24 protein-coding genes and 1 pseudogene are annotated in these 21,162 nt (G+C 70.8%); 15 read left to right on the top strand and 10 right to left on the bottom strand.

Going from position 1 to position 21,162, the window contains the following annotated elements; all coding sequences use genetic code 11:
• Positions 1-9: 9 nt before the first annotated feature.
• Positions 10-1,938 carry an aldehyde ferredoxin oxidoreductase family protein gene (locus K6T36_RS06935; protein WP_222923204.1) on the top strand — a complete coding sequence of 643 codons (1,929 nt, stop codon included), beginning with the start codon at positions 10-12 and terminating at the stop codon, positions 1,936-1,938.
• Positions 1,939-2,171: 233 nt separating this feature from the next.
• Positions 2,172-2,519, top strand: a complete 348-nt coding sequence (locus K6T36_RS06930; RefSeq protein WP_222923203.1) for a DUF8066 domain-containing protein — start codon at positions 2,172-2,174, stop codon at positions 2,517-2,519.
• Here the strand turns inward: K6T36_RS06930 and K6T36_RS06925 are convergent.
• The 6 genes and pseudogenes from K6T36_RS06925 to K6T36_RS19055 all read right to left on the bottom strand — a co-directional run.
• Positions 2,463-3,758 (bottom strand): MFS transporter, encoded by a 1,296-nt coding sequence (locus K6T36_RS06925; protein ID WP_222923202.1) that lies wholly within the window; start codon positions 3,756-3,758, stop codon positions 2,463-2,465. The two genes, K6T36_RS06930 and K6T36_RS06925, sit on opposite strands and share 57 nt — an antisense overlap.
• Positions 3,759-3,885: 127 nt before the next feature.
• On the bottom strand, positions 3,886-4,221 hold the full coding sequence (locus K6T36_RS06920) for an AzlD domain-containing protein (protein WP_222923201.1): 336 nt from the start codon (positions 4,219-4,221) through the stop codon (positions 3,886-3,888).
• A complete protein-coding gene (locus K6T36_RS06915; protein WP_222923200.1) occupies positions 4,221-4,997 on the bottom strand; it encodes an AzlC family ABC transporter permease in 777 nt (258 codons plus the stop codon). Before K6T36_RS06915 ends, K6T36_RS06920 begins: the two co-directional genes overlap by 1 nt.
• 74 nt (positions 4,998-5,071) lie before the next feature.
• The gene (locus K6T36_RS06910; RefSeq protein WP_225935197.1) at positions 5,072-5,575 is read right to left on the bottom strand and encodes a DUF8048 family protein; all 504 of its coding nucleotides are present in this window, start codon (positions 5,573-5,575) and stop codon (positions 5,072-5,074) included.
• Positions 5,575-5,859, bottom strand: a complete 285-nt coding sequence (locus tag K6T36_RS19245; protein WP_264084015.1) for a MoaD-like domain-containing protein — start codon at positions 5,857-5,859, stop codon at positions 5,575-5,577. Before K6T36_RS19245 ends, K6T36_RS06910 begins: the two co-directional genes overlap by 1 nt.
• A gap of 75 nt (positions 5,860-5,934) precedes the next feature.
• Positions 5,935-6,210 (bottom strand): annotated as a pseudogene (locus tag K6T36_RS19055) (ubiquitin-like small modifier protein 1); the annotation flags it as partial.
• Between the two features lie 255 nt (positions 6,211-6,465).
• On the opposite strand from K6T36_RS19055, the gene K6T36_RS06900 reads away from it, so the two are divergent.
• Complete coding sequence (locus K6T36_RS06900; protein WP_222923198.1) at positions 6,466-6,864, top strand: DUF5778 family protein; 399 nt, start codon at positions 6,466-6,468, stop codon at positions 6,862-6,864.
• A 37-nt stretch (positions 6,865-6,901) separates the two neighbouring features.
• Here the strand turns inward: K6T36_RS06900 and K6T36_RS06895 are convergent, their stop codons facing one another.
• Positions 6,902-8,248, bottom strand: coding sequence for a right-handed parallel beta-helix repeat-containing protein (locus K6T36_RS06895; RefSeq protein ID WP_222923197.1), 1,347 nt, complete (start codon positions 8,246-8,248; stop codon positions 6,902-6,904).
• Positions 8,249-8,449: 201 nt separating this feature from the next.
• Here K6T36_RS06895 and ahbB point away from each other — a divergent pair, with 201 nt between their 5' ends.
• The 7 genes from ahbB to K6T36_RS06860 all read left to right on the top strand — a co-directional run bounded on the left by ahbB (position 8,450) and on the right by K6T36_RS06860 (position 14,588).
• On the top strand, positions 8,450-9,544 hold the full coding sequence (gene ahbB / locus K6T36_RS06890) for a siroheme decarboxylase subunit beta (protein ID WP_222923196.1): 1,095 nt from the start codon (positions 8,450-8,452) through the stop codon (positions 9,542-9,544).
• A gap of 250 nt (positions 9,545-9,794) precedes the next feature.
• Positions 9,795-10,433, top strand: coding sequence for a precorrin-2 dehydrogenase/sirohydrochlorin ferrochelatase family protein (locus K6T36_RS06885; protein ID WP_222923195.1), 639 nt, complete (start codon positions 9,795-9,797; stop codon positions 10,431-10,433).
• The gene (gene hemA, locus K6T36_RS06880) at positions 10,426-11,757 is read left to right on the top strand and encodes a glutamyl-tRNA reductase (protein WP_222923194.1); all 1,332 of its coding nucleotides are present in this window, start codon (positions 10,426-10,428) and stop codon (positions 11,755-11,757) included. The genes K6T36_RS06885 and hemA overlap by 8 nt, the downstream gene beginning before the upstream one ends.
• A 99-nt stretch (positions 11,758-11,856) precedes the next feature.
• Positions 11,857-12,777 (top strand): DUF7260 family protein, encoded by a 921-nt coding sequence (locus tag K6T36_RS06875; protein WP_222923193.1) that lies wholly within the window; start codon positions 11,857-11,859, stop codon positions 12,775-12,777.
• A gap of 155 nt (positions 12,778-12,932) precedes the next feature.
• Positions 12,933-13,217, top strand: a complete 285-nt coding sequence (locus tag K6T36_RS06870; RefSeq protein WP_222923192.1) for a 4a-hydroxytetrahydrobiopterin dehydratase — start codon at positions 12,933-12,935, stop codon at positions 13,215-13,217.
• 14 nt (positions 13,218-13,231) lie between these two features.
• Entirely contained in the window at positions 13,232-13,702 is a 471-nt protein-coding gene (gene lwrS, locus K6T36_RS06865) for an LWR-salt protein (RefSeq protein WP_222923191.1), read from the top strand.
• 130 nt (positions 13,703-13,832) lie between these two features.
• Entirely contained in the window at positions 13,833-14,588 is a 756-nt protein-coding gene (locus tag K6T36_RS06860; protein WP_222923190.1) for an HAD family hydrolase, read from the top strand.
• Positions 14,589-14,676: 88 nt separating this feature from the next.
• Here K6T36_RS06860 and K6T36_RS06855 read toward each other — a convergent pair whose 3' ends face one another.
• A complete protein-coding gene (locus K6T36_RS06855) occupies positions 14,677-16,488 on the bottom strand; it encodes a Rieske (2Fe-2S) protein (protein ID WP_222923189.1) in 1,812 nt (603 codons plus the stop codon).
• Between the two features lie 78 nt (positions 16,489-16,566).
• Positions 16,567-17,634 carry a glutamine-hydrolyzing carbamoyl-phosphate synthase small subunit gene (carA, locus tag K6T36_RS06850; protein ID WP_222608685.1) on the bottom strand — a complete coding sequence of 356 codons (1,068 nt, stop codon included), beginning with the start codon at positions 17,632-17,634 and terminating at the stop codon, positions 16,567-16,569.
• A 97-nt stretch (positions 17,635-17,731) separates the two neighbouring features.
• Here carA and K6T36_RS06845 point away from each other — a divergent pair, with 97 nt between their 5' ends.
• The 4 genes from K6T36_RS06845 to K6T36_RS06830 all read left to right on the top strand — a co-directional run bounded on the left by K6T36_RS06845 (position 17,732) and on the right by K6T36_RS06830 (position 20,150).
• Positions 17,732-18,145 (top strand): Lrp/AsnC family transcriptional regulator, encoded by a 414-nt coding sequence (locus K6T36_RS06845; RefSeq protein ID WP_222923188.1) that lies wholly within the window; start codon positions 17,732-17,734, stop codon positions 18,143-18,145.
• Between the two features lie 190 nt (positions 18,146-18,335).
• Positions 18,336-18,929, top strand: a complete 594-nt coding sequence (locus K6T36_RS06840) for an NUDIX hydrolase (RefSeq protein WP_222923187.1) — start codon at positions 18,336-18,338, stop codon at positions 18,927-18,929.
• Between the two features lie 19 nt (positions 18,930-18,948).
• Positions 18,949-19,395, top strand: coding sequence for a desampylase (locus K6T36_RS06835; protein ID WP_222923186.1), 447 nt, complete (start codon positions 18,949-18,951; stop codon positions 19,393-19,395).
• Between the two features lie 23 nt (positions 19,396-19,418).
• Complete coding sequence (locus tag K6T36_RS06830; RefSeq protein WP_222923185.1) at positions 19,419-20,150, top strand: SDR family NAD(P)-dependent oxidoreductase; 732 nt, start codon at positions 19,419-19,421, stop codon at positions 20,148-20,150.
• Between the two features lie 97 nt (positions 20,151-20,247).
• Here the strand turns inward: K6T36_RS06830 and K6T36_RS06825 are convergent, their stop codons facing one another.
• The gene (locus K6T36_RS06825; RefSeq protein ID WP_222923184.1) at positions 20,248-20,655 is read right to left on the bottom strand and encodes a hypothetical protein; all 408 of its coding nucleotides are present in this window, start codon (positions 20,653-20,655) and stop codon (positions 20,248-20,250) included.
• Between the two features lie 129 nt (positions 20,656-20,784).
• Between K6T36_RS06825 and K6T36_RS06820 the strand changes: the two genes are divergently transcribed.
• On the top strand, positions 20,785-21,162 hold the full coding sequence (locus tag K6T36_RS06820; protein WP_222608679.1) for a translation initiation factor IF-5A: 378 nt from the start codon (positions 20,785-20,787) through the stop codon (positions 21,160-21,162).

Below are 21,162 nucleotides of genomic sequence, written 5' to 3'. Positions count from 1 at the left end.
AGATTAACCATGACAGACCTCGGCGGATTCAGGGACCACGTTGCCCACGTGGATCTCACGGACGGTGACGTATCGTATGCGGGCGTCGACGACGAGGACGCGAGGAAGTACATCGGCGCGCGCGGCCTCGGCGTGAAGTACGTCTTCGAGGCGGGCCCGGACGTGGACCCGATGGGGCCGGAGAACCGGCTGTGCTTCATGAACGGACCGCTCACGGGCACGCAGACCGTGATGAGCGGTCGGATCGCGGTGACGACGAAGTCCCCGCTGACGGGAACCGTCACCGACAGCCACCACGGCGGCTGGTCGGGCGCCCGGCTCAAGTGGGCGGGCTTCGACGGCCTCGTCTTCGACGGCGCGAGCGACCACCCGGTGTACGCGGTCGTCGAGGACGGCGAGGTGGAGTTGCGCGACGCGCGACACATCTCGGGGTACGGCGTCCACGACACGATCGACACGCTCGACGACGAGGTCGACGGCTCCGTCGGCCGCAACGTCTCGGTGATGGCGATCGGCCCCGCCGGCGAGAACGGCGTCAAGTACGCCTGCATCGTCAACGAGGACGACCGCGCCTCCGGCCGGGGCGGCACCGGCGCGGTGATGGGCTCGAAGAACCTCAAGGCGGTCGTCGTCAAGTCGGGCACGAAGATGCCCAAGCCGGCCGAGCCCGAGACGTTCCAGGAGGGGTACCAGCAGGCGATGCAGGTCATCCAGGAGTCGGACGTGACCGCGCCGAACGAGGGCGGGCTCTCGCTGTACGGCACGAACGTCCTGATGAACGCCGGGGAGGAGATGGACGGCCTCCCGACGAAGAACGGGAAGTACACCTCGACGGCGGCGTTCTCGGAGGCGGAGGGCGTCGACGTCGACGCCGAGCGCGTCTCCGGCGAGAACGTCCGCGAGAACATCCTCGTCGACGAGCCGACGTGTCACTCCTGCCCGGTCGCCTGTAAGAAGGAGGTCGAGGTGTCGGTGACCCACAAGGGCGAGGAGCTGAACGTCCGCACCGAGTCCTACGAGTACGAGTCGGCGTACGCGCTGGGACCGAACTCGGCGCACACCGAGCGCGACGAGATCGCCGTCATGATCGAGCGCTGCAACGACACGGGCGTCGACACCATCGAGATGGGCAACATGATGGCCATGGCGATGGAGATGTCCGAGGAGGGCAAGCTCGACGACCTCGACGAGCAGCTCGACTGGGGCGACACCGAGCGCATGATCGACCTCATCGACGAGGTCGCCCATCGCGACGGCGAGCTGGCGGACGCGCTCGCGGAGGGCGCGAACGGCCTCGCCGAGCGCTTCGACGCCCACGACAACTCCCTGGCGGTCAAGGGCCAGACGATCCCGGCGTACGACCCGCGCTGCATGAAGGGCATGGGCATCGCGTACGCGACCTCCAACCGCGGCGCGTGTCACCTGCGCGCGTACACGCCGGCCGCCGAGATCCTCGGCATCCCGCAGAAGGTCGACCCCTACGAGCACGAGGGGAAGGGCGAGCTGACGGTCACCTTCCAGGACCTGCACGCCATCTCCGACTCGTTCGACATCTGCAAGTTCAACGCCTTCGCCGAGGGGATCGAGGAGTACGTCATGCAGTACAACGGCATGACCGGCCGCGACGTGACCGAGGACGACCTCTTCGAGGCGGGCGAGCGGATCTACACGCTCGAGCGCTACTACAACAACCTCAACGGCTTCGACGCCGCGGACGACTCGCTGCCCGCGCGGTTCCTCGAGGACGGCATCCCCGGCCAGGGCGCCTCCGAGGGCGAGTACTGCGAGCTGCCGGAGATGAAGGAGGAGTACTACGAGGTTCGCGGCTGGGTCGACGGCGTCGTCCCCGACGAGAAGCTCGCCGAGCTCGACATCGAGATCGGGCCGGGAACGGGCGTCTCCTCGGGCGACTCGGGCGTCGCTCCCGCTGACGACTAGGAACCGGAACCTCTTTTCGCCTCGGGTTTCCTCGCTCGCTCACTTCGTTCGCTCGCTGCGGGAACCGCTCGGCGAAAACCCGTTCATGCCAAAATGCCGCTCGCTCGCCAGCCTGACGGCTGGCTCGCTCGCGGTACAACCCGCTGGTGATCAGTGGACCCGCGGCTTCATCGTTCTGCGTCTTCACGCTCCTACCGCCCCGATTTATGACCCCTCCGGGCGGATCGCGGTCCGTGTCCAGCGAGTCCCCGCCCACCCTCCGAGAGTCGCTCAGTTCCCGAACCGGGATCGCGGTCGTCGTGCTGTTCGTCCTCGTCAGCCTCTACGCGATCCTGTTCATGGCGCAGTTCCTCGCGGTCGTCTACTTCGCCTCGGTCGCGCTGCTGCTGTGGCTGCTGTACCGCTTCGTCCGCGCCCACGAGCGCATCGCGGTCGCGCAGGAGCGCCGCGCCGCCGTCGCCGCCGGCGAGGCGAGCGAGCGGCCGCGGGACCGGGCCGACGCCGACGGCGTCGACCGCCCCGCCTCAGGCGTCGCCGAACCGGGCGATGAGGCCGACGGTGAGGACGACCGCGAGGAGTGAGACGCCGGCGACCGCGAGAAAGGCCGCCCGGCGCCCGGCCGTCTCGATGAGGTAGCCGAACGCCGGCGGCGCGACGGCGTTGCCGAGCATGACGCCGATCGTGGTGATCGCGAAGCTGGTGCCGGTCGTCCCGTCGGGGGCGAACGCGTCGGTGAGCTTCGAGCGCGCCGGCCCCGCGATCGAACGCGCGCCGCCGACGAGCAACACGAGCCCGACGGCCGCCAGCGGACCGACGACACCGAGCGCGAGCACGGCGACGAGTCCCGCGACGGCGGCGAAGCTGGCGATCATCACCGGCCCCGCGCTCACCCGGTCGGAGAGGTCGCCGCCGACGAACACCGCGACGGCGCCGACGAGGTACGATCCGGTGAGCGCGAGGTTCGCACGCGACAGCGACAGCTCGTAGCCGTCCTGCAGGAACACGACGATATAGCTGGTGAACCCCCACCCCGAGGTGGAGGTGACGAGCGCCAACAGCGCCAGCGCGAGCACGCCCGGCGCGGCCGCGAGCTCGCGGAGGTACGCTCGCGTCCGTGCGACCCACGCGTCGACGCGGCCGACGCCCGAGGCGCCGCCGTCCGCGGCCGTGCCCGCGTCCGTATCCCCGCCGCCCGTGTCGCGGTTCGGCGCCGTGATCGCGTCGTCGACGCGGACGGCGAACAGCCAGGTGAGCGCGACGGCGGCGACGAGGCCGACGGCGCCGATGAGGCCGACGCCGAGGCGCCAGGAGTAGCCCGCCGAGACGATCCCCGCGATGAGCACCGGCGGGGTGGCGAACCCGACCGACCCGCCGAAGCCGTAGAGGCTGTACGCCCGGCCCATCAGGTCGTCGGGCGTCGAATCGGAGATGAGCGGGTAGTGTGCCGGGTGGTGGCCCGCGACGCCGACGCCGATGACCGCCTGCGCGACGAGCAGCCACTCGTAGGTGGGCGCCGCGGCGGCCGCGAGCACGCCGACGGCGCCGAGGACCGACGAGAGCCCGAACGCGAGGGTACGGTCGTGGCGGTCCGCCAGTCGGCCGAACGGGAGCTGGAACGCCGTGTTCGTCGCGCCCTGAACGCCGAGCGCGACGCCCAGTGCCGCGAGCCCGACGGCGAACTCGCCCGACAGCACCGCCAGGATCGGCGGGAACAACACGAGATACGCGTGGTTGAGGTACTGCGAGGCGGAGACCGCGCCGACGACCACCCACGTCTCGCGGGGCGCCCGTCGGGCGGCCGACAGCAGCGACTCGGTCATCGCCGGGCGTTCCGCGGCGAGGGAGGTGTACGCGCGCCCTCCGGCAAGCGCCGCCGTCTCCGCCCTCGTCGCCGTCCCCGATCGGCTCGACAGGTCGGGTCGGCTCGACGGGTCGCCGTCGGGCGACTCACAGGAGGAACCGCGCGAGGTGGAGCCCCGCCATCCCGGCGGCGACCGTCCACAGCACGTCCTCGGTCCGCCACGCCGCCGCGACCGCGGCGACGCCGCCGACGATCTCCGGGGAGACGAGCGCCGCGAGGGTGGCGCTCTCGGGCGCGAAATCGGGCGCGACCAGCGCCGCGAGCACCGCCGCGGGGACGTACACGAGCGCCCGCTCCAGCCACGGGGGCACCTTGTCGACGCGGCCGAACAGGTGGATGAACGACAGTCGAATGGCGAACGTCGCCAACCCGCCGGCGACGATGACCGCCCAGACCGACAGCGGGCCGTAGCTGGTCGCCATCAGTGTCCCCCCGTCCGGTCGGTCTCGGCGCTCCCATCGCTGCTGCCACCGCCACCGCTACCGCTGGCGCCTCTGATCCCCCACTCATCGACGGCGATCCCGGTGACGACGCCGACAACGGCGCCGACGATCAGCCCGGCGTTGAACGGGAGGCCGGCGCCCGCGACCGCGACCGCGGCGGCGACGAGGGCGGCCGCGAGGCTCGGCGCATCCGAGACCGCCGGAACCAGCAACGCGAGGAACACGAGCGGGACCGCGAAGCCCAGGCGCCAGCCGTCGGGGACGGCGGCGCCGAAGACGACGCCGACGATCGTCCCGGCCTGCCAGACGATCCACAGGGTGAGCGCGACGCCGAGGTAGTAGTAGGGACGGCGGGTGGTCGACCCGCGGTCGCTGTCCCGCTCGCCGGCGTAGCGCGCCAGCGCCAGCGCGTACGCCTGGTCGGTGAGCACGTACGCACAGCCGGCGCGCACGCGCGCCGACAGGTCGCGGAAGTACGGCGCGATCGACGCCGAGTACATCAGCATTCGGAGGTTGATCACGACGACCGTGAGCACGACGACGCCGAGGGCGGCGTCCTGTCCCAGCAGCTCGATCGCCGCGAGCTGGGAGGCGCCGGCGAAGACGACGACGGAGAGGCCGACCGTCTGCAGCGGCGAGAGGCCCGCCTCGACGCCGGCGACGCCGGCGACGAGCGCGAACGGCACGATCCCGAGCAACAGCGGGAGCGTGTCGCGGACCCCCTCGCGTAGGTCCGGTGGAAGGCGGCTGTCCATGTGTGTGCGGCGGCGCGCGCACTCAAGGGGTCACCGGTCTCGGCAGCGGGGTCGGCGACCGCCGCAACCAGGGGTCACTCGCCGATGACTACTGCCTCCCGGAGTTCCAAGGCCGACTCGAACTCCCGCCGTCGGCGTCGTTTCGTCCCGACCCGGAGGAGGTGCTGCTCGTGGGCGCGCCGGAGCGCGTCGGCCTCGCGGCGGTTCACGCCGAGTTCGTCGCCGATCTCGCTCCAGTGGCCTTCAGGAACCAGAAACGTCGTGGTGCCGGCGTCGTCGTCCTCGTCGACGCATTCGTAGGTGCGCTCGTACTCGTCGAGTCGCTCGCGGAGGTGTTCCTCGGCCGTCCGGAGGAGCTCCGGGAGCTGTCCGGCGCCGACGCTCGCGGTCGCCGCCGCGATCATGAGCGCGTTGGGGTCGATCGGGTGGCCCATCGCCCGCGTGTCGGGATCGTACGACGGATCGGCCGCGTCGTCGATGGTGTCGGCGTCCTCGCTTTCGTCGCCCTCGCCGACCTCATCGCTTCCGGCGAGCCCCTCGTCGTCGTCGTCACCGTCGCCGTCGTCGTGACCGGGCATCACCCGCCGGCGCGCATCGCCTTTCGTCCGAACCGCTCGATCAGGTCGTCGAGGACGGCGGGGTCGCCCTCGAAGGTAACCGTCACCTCGGTGAGCGTGATGGCGCCCGCGGCGGCGACCTTCTCGGCGGCGACGGACGCACGCCAGCCGTCGCCGGCGATCTCGGTTGCCTCCTCGTCGGGGCCGTCGGTGTCGCCGCCGAGGTTCCGGAGGTAGCGGACGGCGAGCCGCCGGGAGATCCCGCGGTACGCCTCGACCCGGGTTTCGGTCTCGCCGGAATCCACGGGGGCACCGTCGCCGCCGTCGGCTCGCACGTCGGATGCGCCGTCGTCGTCGCCGGCGCGGTCGCAGTCGACAGTGCCGCCGGCGACCGGCGGGAACACCGCGATCGTATCGCCGTCGGAGACCGCGGTGTCGATCCCGTCCATGTGGAGGACCTCGCGCCCGTTGAGCAGGACGTTGATCTGGGGCTTGAGGTCCCCGTCCTCCAGCAGGTTGCCGGCGAGCCCGTCGTACTCGGACTCCAGCGCCGCGAGCACGTCCCCCACGGTGCTCGCGTCGGGGAACGACCGGTCGACGATCTTCGAGCCGACCGCCTCCCGGAACGTGGCGAAGAACTTCAGCGTGAGCTCCATGCGGACACGTGGGGGGAGGCGAGTAAAAAGATGCGCGGGGAGTGCGAGGCCGAGCGATAGCGAGGCCTCGGAGACGCGAACGGGGAGGGACGACCCGTGAGCGAGACGCGAGCAACGCGAGCGCCTCGGAAAATAAGCGAGGCCGAGCGATAGCGAGGCCTCGGAGACGCGAACGGGGAGGCACGACCCGTGAGCAAGTGCGGGGCAGACGCGAAAACCGTCATCGGTATCCCTCCGGTGAACCGACAACGCGGTATGACCGACGCTATCGACCGGGACCTCTACGAGCGGACGAAGGCGCTGCTGGAGCCCGGAGAGATCGAGCTCCTCGGGATGGTCGTCCACACCGACCTGGGCGGACAGGAGGACCTGGAGATGCACGAGCTCACCGTCGACCTCAACGAGGCCATCGCCGAGCACGCGGGCAAGGGTGAGTCGTACATCTACGCCGGCAACGACGACACGGACTTCTCCTCGAACCAGTTCCAGGGGCTCACCCTCGAGGACGAGGAGTTCGTCTGGGAGTGCCAACAGCTCCTTCGCGATGGCACGTTCGACCTCGTGTTCTACTACGAGGCGGGCGTCGACCAGGAGACGCTCGGCGAGGACGTCCGCGCGCTCGACGGCGTCACCGACGTGACGCTCGTTCCCTGAGAGCGCCGCGGCGCCGAGCGGTGACAGTAGGAGTATCCTACGGGGAGGTATTCACCTCCTGAGGGTGCGAATCGAACACCTCGACAGTCGCCCGGTCGGCGGACACGACCGGACGGCCAGTCACGTCGATGCGCGAGTCCCGGATGACCCCGCTCGAAACGTAGTCGAACAGAAACCCGTCGCGGGACGCACCCGATTGGACGACAGTGGCCCGATCGAACGTACAGTCTTCTCGATTCAGCATCTCGATCGCCGCCCCGTTCGCGGCGGTCCCTCGCACCGTGATGTCCTCGAACACCAGTTCCCCGTCGGCCAAGGCGTCGTCGGGCGACTTCGCCCTGATCGCGCTGACCCCGTCGGCGTCGACCTCGATCCGAGTGTTCCGGACCGTTCCGGCGGTCAGTTGGCTGCTCATCACGATTCCGCCCTCGCTCGCGGAAACCCTCTCGAGCTCGACGGTGCAGTCCTCGACCAGGACGCCGTCGCCGTGTGTGGCTCGGATGCCGCGCATGTTCTCGTACCCCGACGGCGCGGTGTCGTTCCTGACGTGAACGCCGCGGACGACGCTGTCGTTGCCGACGCGGACGTTCGAGATGTCGCAGTTCGCGTAGTAGCCGCCGACGACTTCGACGCGTCCGTGGTCGGGATCGGCGTACAGCCCGTTGTCGGGAAAGCCGACGATCCGACAGTCATCGAAGCGAAGTTCGCCGCGGTGACGGTCGCCGACGAGAAAGGCGGTCGACTGCGTCTCGTACGCGGCGCCGTCCGGGAGTCGGAGCCGTTCGACGAGGCCGGTTCCGTCCGGGTCGGTGACGTCGGCTCGAAGCATCGCTCTGCCGGCGTCCTGCTTGCCGACCACCGCGAGGTCGCGGATGACGAGGCCGTCGTCGACGAGCGCGGAGACGGGGCGAGACCCGGTATCCGGCGCCCGGAAGTCGAACGTGATTCCCTCGATCAACAGGTTCGACGCCCGGCCGGGTCGACCGAGATCGAAGAGCGTGGAGTCGAACCCGTCAGGCGGAACGATGACGGCGCCGTCGCCGACGATACCGACGTTGTCGAACGACAGGAGGCGAACGGTGTCGTCCATGCGGTACCGGCCGGCGGGGAGGTAGACCATCGTGTCGTCGGCCAGGTGTCGTTCGAGGTACGGCACGAGCGACCGGTCCGCGTCGGCGCCGGCCTCGGCGAGGTCGACGACCGAGTCGAATCGATCCGTGTCGGTCGCCCGTCCGGGGGTCGACGTGGAGACGGTGTCTGACGGGGTCGCGGCGGTATCAGCGGGCGGTGGCTGGTCTGAGTCCCCCCCGATCCCTCCGCATCCGGCGGTGACCGCAGCAATTCCCGCCGCCGCAGTCGCTCGTAGGAACCGTCGTCGATCCATTGATATCGTGGATGATACGTTCTCGAGGGGCATTAGTAGCGACTGCCAAACGCGACGGGTCGCGAGGTGATCGAGGTCGGCCGACCCGTCGCTCCCGTTTCGTGTACCCGTTCGTCGCGCGCTGTGTGGCGCTCGTCGCGTAGTCGGATCTGTGACGCCCGCGAACGCGACGCTTATCCTCGCGGCGTCCCGAGCACGGGTATGGATCACGTCGGGACGGACACGGACCTCTCGACGCTCGAACGCGCCGTCGTCAACGCGTTTCAGGGCGGGTTCCCGGTCGTCGAACGACCGTGGAAGCCGGCCGCGGCGGCGCTGTCCGAGCGTGGCGTCGAGGTCGACGCCGACGAACTGCTCGCGACGGTGCGCGACCTCGACGACCGCGGCGTGCTCTCGCGGTTCGGCGCGCTCGTCAACGCCGAGGAGATCGGCGGCACCGCGACGCTCGTGGCGATGCACGCGCCCGAGGAACGCTACGAGGAGGTGGCCGAGACGGTCAACGACTTTCGCGAGGTGGCGCACAACTACGAGCGCGAGCATCCCCACCTCAACATGTGGTTCGTCGTCTCGGTCGCGAGCGAGGCCGAGGTCGACCGCGTCCTCGCCGACATCGAGGAGGCGACTGGGCAGGAGACGTACAACCTCCCGAAGCGCGAGGAGTTTCACGTCGGCGCGAAGTTCCTGCTGGAGGGCCCCGTGAGCGACGGCGACCTCGACCTGTCGCAGCTGGGCCCCGAGGTCGAGCCCTCCGAGGAGCGCGGCATCACCGCCCGCGAGCGCGACCTCGTGGTCGAGATACAGGGCGGCCTGCCGGTGACGGAGACGCCATACGCGGACGTGGCCGACGCGGTCGGCCAGCCCGTCGAGTGGGTCGTCGAGACGATCAAGCGGTTCAACGAGGAGGGGAAGGTGCGCCGCGTCGGCGTCATCCCGAACCACTACGCGCTCGGCTACACCGAGAACGGCATGACCGTCTGGGACGTGCCCGACGAGCTGCTCTCGGAGGTGGGCCCGGCGGTCGCGTCGCTGGGGTTCGTCACCCACTGTTACCACCGGCCGCGCCACGAGGGCGTGTGGCCGTACAACTTCTTCGCGATGACCCACGGCCGCGACGAGGCGGAGTCCGACCGCCGCATCGAGCAGGTTCGCGAGGTGATGGCGGAGTTCTGGGACGTGGGCGAGGACGAGTGGGACTCGCTGTTCTCGACGCGCATCCTGAAGAAGACGGGAATCCGTTTGGACGAGCGCGCCGACGCACAGGTCCGAAGCGACGACCCGGAGCCCACGGACGCGTGATAGACGCCGGGCCGCGGGCGACGCCGACGACACGAGAGACACCGAGGAGACGAGGGATGCTGAGGACACGGGCGACGCCGACGACACGAGCGACGCAGAGGACGCCGCCGGCGCGGCGATCGACCGGATCCGTGCGAGCACGGCGGCCGCTCCGAACCGAACGCGTTCGCCCGGGATTCACGGCTCTCGGTCCCGAGGCTGAGAACTATATGCGGCGAGCGAAATCGACGGGCAACGACGTGGTGATACTGTGATCCCGCTGCTGCACGACTTCACGGACGAGACGGTGCTCGTCGTCGGCGGCGGGCCGGTCGGCGCGCGCAAGGCCCGCACGTTCGCGCGGGAGGCGCGCACGGTCGTCGTCAGCCCCGCGTTCGCCGAGCGCGACTTCGGCGACGCGGAGCTGGTGCGCGCGGCGCCCGCGCCCGAGGAGGTGGCCGACTGGGTCGAGCGGTTCGACCCGGCGCTGGTCGTCGCCGCGACGGACGACGACGCGGTGAACGAGGCGGTCGAGCGCGCCGCCCGCGCGGCGGGCGCGCTGGTGAACCGGGCGGACCGGTCGGGCGGGCGCGAGGCGGGCAGCGTCGTCGTGCCGGCGACCGTTCGCGACGACCCCGTCGTCGCCGCCGTCGCGACGGGCGGGGCCGCGCCCGCGCTCTCGACGGAACTCCGCCGGCGCATCGAGTCGGAGATCGAGGGCGCGGGCCCGATGGCCGACCTGGTGGCGGAGATCCGTGCGGATCTCAAGGCGGCGGGGATGCCGCCGACCGACCGACGGGAGGCGGTTCGGGCGGTGGTCGGATCGTCGGCGGTTTGGAAGGCTTTACAAGAGGGACTCTCCAACGCACGACAGGAAGCGAATCGAGTCATGGAGGCGACCGATGATTGACACCGGCGTCGTCGCGGGCGTGAGCGTGAGCCACGCGAACGCGTCCGTCGACGAGATCGAGTCCGCGCACGTCGCGGACCCGACGGCGCTCGTGTCCGAGCTGCTCGCCCGCGAGGGAGTCGAGGAGGCGTTCGCCATCCAGACGTGCAACCGCGCCGAGGCGTACGTCGCGGCCGACGACGCCGCCGTCGCGCGGACGGCCGTCGAGCGGTTCGCCCCCGACGTTCGCGAGGGCGCCGTCGTCCACCTCGATCACGAGGACAGCCTGCGGCACCTCATGCGCGTCGCCGCGGGGCTGGAGTCGCTCGTGCTCGGCGAGGACCAGATCCTCGGGCAACTGCGCGACGCCGCGGAGGCCGCCCGCGGCGTCGGGGGGCTGTCCGGCGGCGTGCTCGACGACGCGCTCTCGAAGGCACGACAGGTGGGCAAGCGAGCACGCGCGGAGACGGCGATCAACGAGGGGTCGCTGTCGCTCGGCTCGGCCGCGGTCGAACTCGCCGCCCGCGAGACCGACCTCGCGGACGCCTCGGCGCTGGTCGTCGGCGCCGGCGAGATGGGGCTGCTCTCGGCGCGGGCGCTGGACGCCTCGCCGGTCTCCCGGATCGTCGTCGCCAACCGGACCCTCCGCACCGCCGAACACGTCGCGTCCGATCTCGATACCGAGTCCGCGGCGGTCGGCATCGAGGCCCTCCCCGCGGAAGCGGCGGCGGCCGACGTCGTCATCGCGGCCACCGGCGCAACCGACCCGACCGTCCGCGACGAGACCGTCGCCGACGCGGGCGAGACGCTGTGTATCGATCTGGGTCAACCCCGCGACGTCGTCCCTGACGCCGGGGACGAGCGCGTCGCCGTCCGCGACATCGACGACCTCGAGACCGTCACCGACGAGGCGCGCGAGCGCCGCGCGAGCGCCGCGGAGGCGGTCGAGGGGATGATCGACGCCGAGTTCGACCGGCTCCTCGAGGAGTTCAAGCGAAAGCGCGCCGACGACGCCGTCTCCGCGATGTACGAGTCGGCCGAGCGGACGAAACAGCGCGAGCTGCGCGAGGCGATGGCGAAGCTGGAGGCGCACGGCGAGCTCACCGACGACCAGCGCGAGACCGTCGCCGCCCTCGCGGACGCGCTCGTCGGGCAGCTCCTCGCGGCGCCGACGAAGAGCCTCCGCGAGGCGGCCGCCGAGGACGACTGGGAGACGATCCACACGGCGATGCAGCTGTTCGACCCCGAGTTCGACGGGCCGCCGTCGACGCCGGGAGGAGCCCGATCGCCCGACGGCAGCGCGGATCTCCCCGACGGCGTGCTCGAACGACTCTCCGAGGAGTAGCGGCCGGTCGCTCAGTTTCCGGGCGACGCCCGGGGGAAAATTTCGACGCGATGGGTTCTAGGGGAAACTGTGATGTGCGATGCCGTCACACGTGTGTGTATGAACGGAGCGAGTCGCGGGGTCGGTCGGCTCTCGACCGAGCCCGTCGAACTGGGGGTGGAGTCGATGTGCCGGGCCGCGGCGTGTGAGCACCCGGACATCGCCGTGGGGCTCGCCGTCCTGGGGATGACGGCCGTGTTCCTCCTGATCGCGGGAGCGGTGCTGTCGCGGCTCGACGGCGCACGCGAGGCGCTCGCGCGGGAGGTGACTCGAACGCGCGCCGAACGGGACGCGTTCGAGCAGTTCCGGCGCCGCGTCGCGAAGCTCGAGTCGAGCGAGCGCGCGCGTCCGACGCCGACCGGCGGGGGAACCAACGTGCTGACGGTGCCGGCCGGGGGGGCGACCGTCGACGAGGACGGGTTGGCCGACGCCCGTCGGGCCTACCGCGAGACGGTGATGGCGACTGCCCACTACGAGGAGGAGTACGACGAGACGCTCGCGACGAACGTCGCCGAGGAGTTCTCCGCGCCGGTCGCGAGCGCGCTCGTCGAGGACGGCGGGGCGTTGACCCCGTCGCTGCGGACGACGCTCGCGAGCGGCGCCCGACACGCCAGCGAGGAGCGCGCGGAGCTGCTCTCGAAGCTGGAGACCGAGCGGTCGTCGATCGAGGCGGCCGAGTCGACGCTCTCGCCCGCGGTCGACACGAGCGAGGGGATCGTCGACCGCGACCTGACGCGCGCGAGCTACACCGACCTCGTCGCGGAGTACGAGCGCCTCGAGTGGCACGAGGGGCGCGTCGAGTCGCTGTTGTCGGACCGACAGGCCCGGATCCACGACGAGGAGGGCGACCGTCGCCACTGGTTCGACTACCTCTATCGCTCGCTGGCGTCGCCGTACCCGGTGCTGTCGGCGGGCGCGGGAACGCTCTCGCTGATCGACGACGCGAAGTCCGCGCTCGCGTCCGCCGCGGGCGACCGCTGAGGCGTCCCCCCGCGGTTCGTTTCGAACGAGTTCCGAATCCGACGAGCGCGTCACGTAGCGACGAGCACATCCCGTAGCCGCCGAACGCGTCCGGACCGTTCCCGCGGGCCACGACTCGAGGTACGCTTTTGCCCCGGGCGACCGTCCCAGTGTACGTGAGCGACGTACTCGACGCCGACGAGATCGCGGCGGCACTGCCCGACGGCTGGCACCACGACGCCGACGCCGACGAGATCGCCCGCACCTTCGAGTTCGACTCGTATCTCGAGGGGGTCGGCTTCGCGGCCGGCGCGGGCGGGCTCGCCGAGGAGGCGTTCCACCACCCGTCGATGACCGTCGAGTGGCGCGAGGTCGAGGTCCGCCTCACCACCCACGACGCCGGCGGCGTCACCGGGAAGGACATCGACCTGGCCGAACGGCTGAACGAACTCGCGGAGTAACCGGGGAGGAGGCCGTGGACGCGTCGTACGTCTTTCGGGTGCGCTTCACGCTGTCGCCGCGGCGCGCGCGCATCGACCCGGACGCCTTCGAGACGGTGCTTCGGATCCCCGCGCCGCCGCCGGGCGAGGAGGGGTGGCTGCTGTTTCGGGACGCGCTGTGGCGCGGCGAGGCGAACGACGCCGAGCACGCGCGACGGCTCTGTGCCGACCGGCTCCCGGAGGGCGTCGAGGTGCTGTCCGCGACGTTCGCGGAGTTCGAGACCGACGAGGCGTACCTCGCGGCGCTGCGCGAGGCCGTCGGCGACGACCTCGCGGCGTTTCGCGCCGACTCGGTGCGCGAGGCGCTACACAAGTACTTCGGCTCCTCGATCCGCGTCGACGCGGACGACGACCCGGCAACCGGGGGATCCGGGGGGAGAGACGACGAGTTCGGGATGGGAGGCGAGGAGTCCAGGAGGGATGACGAGGAGACAGAGGACGGCTAACGCCGTCTCCGGCATCTGTCCGCGATTCCGACCGGAGATCCGCCCGCCCGAAGCTGGGTAAGCTGCGACAAACGCCGTCGGTAGGGTGCGAAGATATAACAGCGGGAACGACCTATCCGAAACTCCGCTGATGGTCCCCGACACGTACGACTTCTGGCTGTTCGACCTCGACGGCACGCTCGTCGACGCCGAGTGGTCGTACACCCGCGAGGTGTTCGACCGGGTCGGATCCCGCATCGACTACGACTTCTCCGACCGGCAGGCCGAGGTACTGTGGCACGGCCTCACCGGTGCGCGCGACCCCCTCCTGCGCGAATGGGGACTCGACCCCGGGGAGTTCTGGCCGGCCTTCCACGCCGTCGAGGACCCGCAGGCGCGCGCCGACGCGACGTACCTCCACGACGACGCCGCACGCCTGCTCGGCGACCTCCACGCACGGGACGTGCCGCTGGGGCTCGTGACACACTGCGCGGAGTTCCTGGCGCGCCCGGTCACCGACCGGCTCGGGCTGACCGACCGCTTCGACACGTTCCTCGCGTGTTCCGACGAGACCGGCTGGAAGCCCGCGCCCGACCCCCTCCACGCCGCGATGAACGACATCGGCGTCGACCCGACGGCCCAGCGGGGCGTCTACCTCGGCGACGGCGCCAGCGACGTGGGCGCCGCCTGGAACGCCGGCCTCGACGCCGTCCACGTCGAGCGCCACGGGCACGAGGAGCGCGGCCGCTGCGTCCGGGCGGACCACCGGGTGTGGAGCTTCGACGACCTGCCGCGAACGGGCGCGGCCGGCGCCGCGGGCACCGCGGGACCCGCCTCGGGCGTCGCGTGGGGGTCGGGGCTCACCCGCGCCGACGGGTCCGGCTTCGACGGCGACCGAACGGACTGATCCGGCGCGCCGCCGAGCATCCGGTCGGTCCACCGGGTCGCCCCCGAGTCTCCGGCCGGTCAAACCGGGTCGAGCCCCGAGGCCGCGGTCAGTCGTCCGCGCTCGCCTCGGGGCTCGACTCGTCCGCGCCGGCGTCGTCGTCCGCGTCGCCGTGGACCCGCTCGCCGCGCAGCAGCCGCGCGGCGATGGAGAACGTCTGCTCGCGCGAGCGGCGCGTCGGGTAGTGGGCGGCCATGTAGCGTGCGGCGGCGACGAGACAGTCCCGGCGCTCCTCCGGGTCCTCCCGTGCGTCGAACTGCCGGCAGGCGGCCTCGTACGCCTGGAAGGTGTGGAAGCCGGTGTCCTCGACGAGCAGGGCGTTCCCCAGCTCGGCCTTCAGCCGGTCGGGGTCGCCGCCGGCGGCGAGGTAGTCGGCGACCGCGTCGCCGGCCTGCTGCACCTTCCCCTGCTGCTCGAACGCCATTCGGAGCGACTCCAGCGCGGCCTCCGGATCGGCGTCGGGGTCGCCCGTCGCCTCCGGCGCCGGCGGCGTGTTGAGGAACCGGTCGAGGTAGACGTTCACCGCGGCGTCGAACACGCCGCGATACAGCGCCGTCGCGTCCGTCCGCTCGGCCGCCCGGTGGACCGCGTTCGCGAAGGTGAACGTGTGATGGACCGTGTTCCAGTCGTTGAACTCGTTGCTCGTGGCGAACAGCGCGACGCGCTTCGCGGCCGCGAACGACACCGCGCTCGCGAGCTGCTCGACGGTCGCCCCGTTCTCGATGGCTTCCTCCAGCACGTCGAACACCGTCTCGGGGTCGGCCGCGTGCAGGCGCTCGGTGAAGTCGTCCGGCTCGGTCCACGTCTCCCCCTCGCCGGCGGCGACGAGGTCGTCGAGGCGGGCGAACGACTCCTCGCACATCGCCGCGAGGTCGTCGGGCTGGCGCCACGAGGAGGTCTCCTCGGCGCGGTCGGCGGTCGCGAGCCCGCGCACGAGCGACGAGAGGACCTCGGCGGTGCGCTCCTCGTCGTCCCAGCCGACCAGGTCCAGCGCCTCGGTCGCCTTGTTCACGAAGTCGAACGTGTGGCCCGTGTCGAGGTAGCGGTGGTCCGTCGCCGCGACGACCAGTAACTCGGTCAACTTCTCGGGGCCGTAGCCGGCGGCGACGGCGGTCCGAAGCACGCGCTCGGCGCCGTCGGCGTCGCGCACCTCGACGTTCTCGCGGAACCACGACCGCAGGCGCTCGAAGGACACGTCCGTCGCCGCGAACGCCTCCTGCTCGAACTTCGGCGCCTCGCCGTCGCAGTCGCCGGCGACCTCCGTGAGCCCCTGATACAGCGCGCGCTTGCGGTCCTGGTCGTCCAGGTCCGGCAGGCGGTTCGCCAGCGCGACGAGGATCGTGAGCCCGGAGCTCCACCCGTCGGCGCGGTTGCGGACACCGAAGGTGACCCCGCGCTCGACGACCTCGGCCGGGTCGACGCCCGCGTCTGTGAGCGCGACCGCAGACTTCCCCAGCACGAGCCGGAGGTTCTGTTCGAGGCCGTCGTCGAGGCGCTCGCGCCAGTGGACCGCCGGCGGGTCCGAGCGCCGCGGCGCCGGCGAGACGTACACCGTCCCCTCCCGGATCTCGGTCGGGTAGGTGTCCACGTCGTCGGCCCACGGGTCGAACGTGTCGCCACAGGAGAGCTCGAACCGGGCGTGGTGCCAGTGACAGGTGAGCACGCCCTCGTCGACGCTGCCCTCCGTCAGGGGAAAGCCCATGTGCGGACAGCGGTTGTTCACCGCCCGCACCTCGCCCTCGTGGTAGAACAACGCGATCGGCGTCCCGTCGACGGCCGTCAGCGCGCGCCCCTCGGCTCGGAGCTCGTCGAGGTCGACCGCCTCGCTGTACTCGTCGCTTCCCGTGTCATCGACTGCCATACTCGCCGAGACGACACGAACGGGGAAGTAGCTTCTCGGAAGCGGAGTTTTGTAAGAACGTGAACGTGTTTTTCGGCCCTAGTCGGCGGTAACCGGCGTCCGCGACCCGCCCTCGGCCATCTCGAGCACCTCGTCGAAGAAGCCCAGCGAGTCGTGCGGGCCGGGGTTCGCCTCGGGATGGTACTGCCGGGTGATGACCGCGCACTCGTCGCTTTTGAGCCCCTCGGCGGTGTCGTCGTTGACGTTCAGCTGCGTCACCTCCAAGTCGCCGGGGTCGGCGACGGAGTAGCCGTGGTTCTGGGTCGTCATGACGACCTGCCCGGTCTCCACGTCGCGCACGGGTTGGTTGACGCCGTGGTGGCCGAAGGCCATCTTCTCGGTGTCGCCGCCGAACGCGCGGGCGACGATCTGCTGGCCGAGACAGATGCCCGCCAGCGGGACCTCGCCGGCGAACTCCTCGACGAGCGCCTGCGCGGACTCGAAGTTCGCGGGGTCGCCGGGGCCGTTCGAGACGAACAGCACGTCCGGGTCCAGCTCCGCGACCGTCTCGGCGTCCACGTCGTACGGCAGCACGTGCACGTCGGCGCCGCGCTCGGTCAGCGAGGAGGGGATGGAGCCCTTCATCCCGCAGTCGACGAGCGCCACGTCGTACTCGCCGTCGCCCTCGACGGTGTACGGCTCGTCAGTCGACACCTGCTTGCCGATGTCGAGGTGGTCGGACATCTCGACGCACTGCTCCAGCTCCTCCTTCGCGGCCTCGGGGGTCGCGTCCGGTCCGGCGGCGATGCCGCAGGCCATCGCGCCCTCCTCGCGCACGCTCGTGACGATGTCGCGGGTGTCGAGGTGGTCGACCGCGGGCACGCCCTCGGACTCGAGCCACTCGGCCACGTCGTCGGTGAACTCGCGGGCGATCGCGGCGTTCGGGTGGACGCGATCGGACTCGAATCGCTCCGCTCGGACGCCGTAGTTTCCGATCAACGGGTAGGAGAACGTGAGGACCTGCTCCTCGTAGGAGGGGTCCGTGAGCGACTCCTCGTACCCGGTGTACGCGGTCGTGAACACCAGTTCACCACGTGTCCGGCCCGGCGCGCGGGCGCGTGCCTCGAAGACACGGCCGTCGGCCAGGGCGACGTAGGCGTCCGCCATTACGAGATACACATCATCGGACGGCACATAAGTGCGTCGTTCGAAGATTCGTTACGAAATTCGTAACCACTATGCGCCACCTCCGGCAAGGGCGTGCATGGACGACCTGGACCGGCGCATCCTCAACCTCCTGCGACGGGACGCGCGGACGCCGTACACGGAGATCGCCGAGGAGGTCGGCACGAGCGAGGGGACGGTGCGAAACCGGGTGGACCGGATGAGCAGCGAGGGCGTCATCGAGCGCTTCACCGTCACCACGCGCACGGGGAACGTGAAGGCGATGGTGGAGATCAGCGTCGACATGAACGTCAACACCAGCGCCGTCTCCGAGCGGCTGGCCGACTGGGAGGAGGTCGACTTCGTCTGGCAGGTTTCGGGCCAGGAGGACATCGTGCTCATCGTCGACTGTGTGGACACCCGCGCGGTGAACGAGCTCATCACGCGCGCTCGCGAGCTCGACGAGATCGAGGGGACGAAGACGCGGCTCATTCTGGACGAGCGGCTCGGGTAGGTCGCCGCCGTCGCGGTGTGGTCCGTCGTCGCCGTCGCGGTGTGGTCCGTCGTCGCCGTCGCGGTGTGGTCCGTCGTCGCTGTCGCGGTCTCGGTGGTCGCCGCCTCGACCTCGACCGCTCCCGCCGATACGGCTCCCACACCGGATCGACACCGAAGCGGTCATGGTCCGCCCTCACGACCCACGCCGTATGAGCACAGAGGACGCCGGCGCGAGCGACGCCGCGGCGACCGCGAACGAGGAGCCGGAACACGAGAACGCCCTCCAGGACGTGATCGCCGTCGACGGCGACGACACCCCGCAGGGGACCGTGAACCGGCTGGACGCCCACACCGGGGACGGCATCCGCCACCGGGCGTTCACCTGCCTCGTCTTCGACTCGAACGGCCGCCTTCTCCTGGGCCAACGCGCGCCCGGCAAGCGCCTGTGGGGCACCTTCTGGGACGGCACGGTCGCCTCCCACCCCGTCGAGGGCCAGACGCAGAAGGAGGCCACACGCCAGCGGCTGGAGGAGGAGCTCGGCATCACCCCCGACCAGTACGACGAGGTGACACTCACCGACCGCTTCGAGTACAAGCGCTACTTCGAGAACGCGGGGCTGGAGTGGGAGGTGTGTGCCGTCCTGAAGGTCACGCTGGAGGACGACGGGCTCGACCCCGACGAGGAGGAGATCGCGGGCCTGCTGTGGGTCGACTACGAACACCTCCACGAGCACCCCGAGTGGTACCGCCAACTGCGGCTGTGCCCGTGGTTCGAGATCGCCATGCGGCGCGACTTCGAGTAACCCGGCGACGCCCGCTCCCGTGACCGCCGACCGCCTCCTGCTCCCGGCCGACGTGCGCGACACCCTGCACGAGCGCCGCGTCGCCGGCGCGCCCGCGGAGGTGTGCGGGATCCTCCTCGGCGACCGCGCGGGCGACGCTGACGCGGAACGCGAGGAGCAAGACGCGGGCACGGCCGATCGCGTCGACGAGGCGGTCCCCGTCGACAACGTCGCCGACGAGCCCGATCGCTTCTACGAGCTCGACCCCGCGGAGACGGTCGCCGCGATCGAGGACGCCGAGGCCCGCGGCAGCGACGTGGTCGGCTTCTACCACAGCCACCCCCGCGGCCCGGCCGCGCCCTCCGAGACAGACCGAGATCGCGCGACGTGGACGGGATACGTCTACGCGATCGTCGCGCCCGAGGCGGTGGTCGCGTACCGGTGGACCGGCGAGTCGCTCCGGCGGCTCCGGGTCGAAACGCCGTAATGTCCCGGCTCCCAACGCCGGGTATGACCGACAGCGACGCCGACGCGGGCACGCCCGCCGCCGAGCCGGACCTGTACGACGACCTCACGGGGCAGGCCGCGCTCGTCACGGGCGCCAACCGCGGCATCGGCGCCGAGATCGCGAGCAACCTCGCCGAGCTGGGCGCGACCGTCTACGCGGGCGTGCGCAGCGTCACCTACGACCTCCCCGACGAGTACGAGCGCGTGACCCTCGACGTGAGCCAGGAGGGCGACATCCAGGACGCGCTGAACCGGATCGGCGAGGACGAGGACGGCCTCGATGTCCTCGTCAACAACGCCGGCGTCGGCCACTTCGGCGCGCCGCTGCACGAGGAACAGACCCACCACATCGACCACTCCATCTCGGTGAACCTCCGCGGCCCCATGCTGCTGTGCAAGTACGCGCTCCCGCCGATGTTGAACACCGACAACCCGCGGATCGTCAACGTCTCCTCGGGAATGAGTGCACTCGTCGAGGAGCAGTCCGGCGGATCGCCCGCCTACCGCGTGACGAAGACCGGGCTCAACGGGCTCACGAAGTACCTCCACGGCGAGTACGCCGACGAGGGGCTGATCGCCAACTCGGCGTGTCCCGGTTGGGTCCACACCGAGATGGGCGGCGAGGAGGCCCCGCGGACGCCCGCCGAGGGCGCGGAGACGCCGACGTGGCTCGCGCGCTTTCGCGACGGCCCCGGCGGGCGGTTCTGGCGCGACCGCCAAGTCATCGACTGGTGACGGCGTCGCCGGCAGCGGTGGCATCACTGACAGCGACGATGCCGTCGCCCGCCGCCGCGACCGCTACCGTTGCCGCCGACGGCGACGGCATCGTACCTCACAGCGGGAGCAGATCGCGGAACTCCCGCGTCTCCCCGTCCATGACGCCGTAGGCGGTGACGCGACGGCCGTTGTGCGAGAAGGCGGCGTACCGCGGGCTGCGAACGCCGACGATCCGGTCGATCGGGATCGAGACGTAGTCGTAGCCGTCGGTGCCGGCCTGGTCGAAGCCGACGACCCACGGCCAGTCCTCGATGACGAACGCGGCCGCGAGCACCACCGGCTCGCCGTCCTCGTAGTACACCTTCGCCATCGGCGTTTCGTCGTCGGGCGACGGGTCGGAGGCCGCCGCGCTCGCCTCGCCGATCGTTCCCGGGACGGCCCCGGCGTCGTCCCGGACGGTCTCGTCGCCGGCTTCGGGTCGGGTCCGTCCGTCGCGGGTCGAGCTCTCAGTGTCGTCGGTCATGGTTCCCGTTCGTCGTGACGGGAGATAATCACGTAGTGAGCCGTGCTCGCTCGGCACAGCGCGTGGCGGATCTCCCGCGCCTCCGGCGCTATCAAACCGTTTATACCGGTCCGACGGGAACCGCGTGGTATGCCGAGAGAGCAGAAGCAGGTCCGCGAGCTGCAAGAGGGGAGCTACGTGATGATGGAGGACTCCCCCTGCAAGATCAACGCCTACAGCACCGCGAAGCCCGGCAAGCACGGGAGCGCGAAGGCCCGCATCGAGGGCAAGGGCGTGTTCGACGACAAGAAACGCTCGCTCTCCCAGCCCGTCGACGCGAAGGTGTGGGTGCCGATCATCCAGCGCAAGCAGGGCCAGGTCGTCTCCGTCTCCGGCAACGACGCCCAGGTCATGGACCTCGACACCTACGAGACGTTCACGATGCGCGTGCCCGAGGACGAGGACTTCACGCCCGACCAGAACATCGAGTACCTCGAGTACGAGGGACAGCGGAAGGTCGTCGGGTAA

The sequence above is a fragment of the Halobaculum roseum genome, from assembly GCF_019880245.1.
Taxonomy (GTDB): domain Archaea; phylum Halobacteriota; class Halobacteria; order Halobacteriales; family Haloferacaceae; genus Halobaculum; species Halobaculum roseum.
This window is presented reverse-complemented; position numbering and strand designations above follow the sequence as displayed.

Excerpts from the sequence above, each read along its gene's own strand:
- K6T36_RS06935 (WP_222923204.1), top strand. The coding sequence starts at position 10 with ATGACAGACCTCGGCGGATTCAGGGACCACGTTGCCCACGTGGATCTC.
- K6T36_RS06925 (WP_222923202.1), bottom strand. The coding sequence starts at position 3,758 with ATGACCGAGTCGCTGCTGTCGGCCGCCCGACGGGCGCCCCGCGAGACG.
- K6T36_RS06920 (WP_222923201.1), bottom strand. The coding sequence starts at position 4,221 with ATGGCGACCAGCTACGGCCCGCTGTCGGTCTGGGCGGTCATCGTCGCC.
- K6T36_RS06915 (WP_222923200.1), bottom strand. The coding sequence starts at position 4,997 with ATGGACAGCCGCCTTCCACCGGACCTACGCGAGGGGGTCCGCGACACG.
- K6T36_RS06910 (WP_225935197.1), bottom strand. The coding sequence starts at position 5,575 with ATGCCCGGTCACGACGACGGCGACGGTGACGACGACGACGAGGGGCTC.
- K6T36_RS06900 (WP_222923198.1), top strand. The coding sequence starts at position 6,466 with ATGACCGACGCTATCGACCGGGACCTCTACGAGCGGACGAAGGCGCTG.
- K6T36_RS06895 (WP_222923197.1), bottom strand. The coding sequence starts at position 8,248 with ATGGATCGACGACGGTTCCTACGAGCGACTGCGGCGGCGGGAATTGCT.
- ahbB (WP_222923196.1), top strand. The coding sequence starts at position 8,450 with ATGGATCACGTCGGGACGGACACGGACCTCTCGACGCTCGAACGCGCC.
- hemA (WP_222923194.1), top strand. The coding sequence starts at position 10,426 with ATGATTGACACCGGCGTCGTCGCGGGCGTGAGCGTGAGCCACGCGAAC.
- K6T36_RS06875 (WP_222923193.1), top strand. The coding sequence starts at position 11,857 with ATGAACGGAGCGAGTCGCGGGGTCGGTCGGCTCTCGACCGAGCCCGTC.
- K6T36_RS06860 (WP_222923190.1), top strand. The coding sequence starts at position 13,833 with ATGGTCCCCGACACGTACGACTTCTGGCTGTTCGACCTCGACGGCACG.
- K6T36_RS06855 (WP_222923189.1), bottom strand. The coding sequence starts at position 16,488 with ATGGCAGTCGATGACACGGGAAGCGACGAGTACAGCGAGGCGGTCGAC.
- carA (WP_222608685.1), bottom strand. The coding sequence starts at position 17,634 with ATGGCGGACGCCTACGTCGCCCTGGCCGACGGCCGTGTCTTCGAGGCA.
- K6T36_RS06845 (WP_222923188.1), top strand. The coding sequence starts at position 17,732 with ATGGACGACCTGGACCGGCGCATCCTCAACCTCCTGCGACGGGACGCG.
- K6T36_RS06840 (WP_222923187.1), top strand. The coding sequence starts at position 18,336 with ATGAGCACAGAGGACGCCGGCGCGAGCGACGCCGCGGCGACCGCGAAC.
- K6T36_RS06830 (WP_222923185.1), top strand. The coding sequence starts at position 19,419 with ATGACCGACAGCGACGCCGACGCGGGCACGCCCGCCGCCGAGCCGGAC.
- K6T36_RS06825 (WP_222923184.1), bottom strand. The coding sequence starts at position 20,655 with ATGACCGACGACACTGAGAGCTCGACCCGCGACGGACGGACCCGACCC.
- K6T36_RS06820 (WP_222608679.1), top strand. The coding sequence starts at position 20,785 with ATGCCGAGAGAGCAGAAGCAGGTCCGCGAGCTGCAAGAGGGGAGCTAC.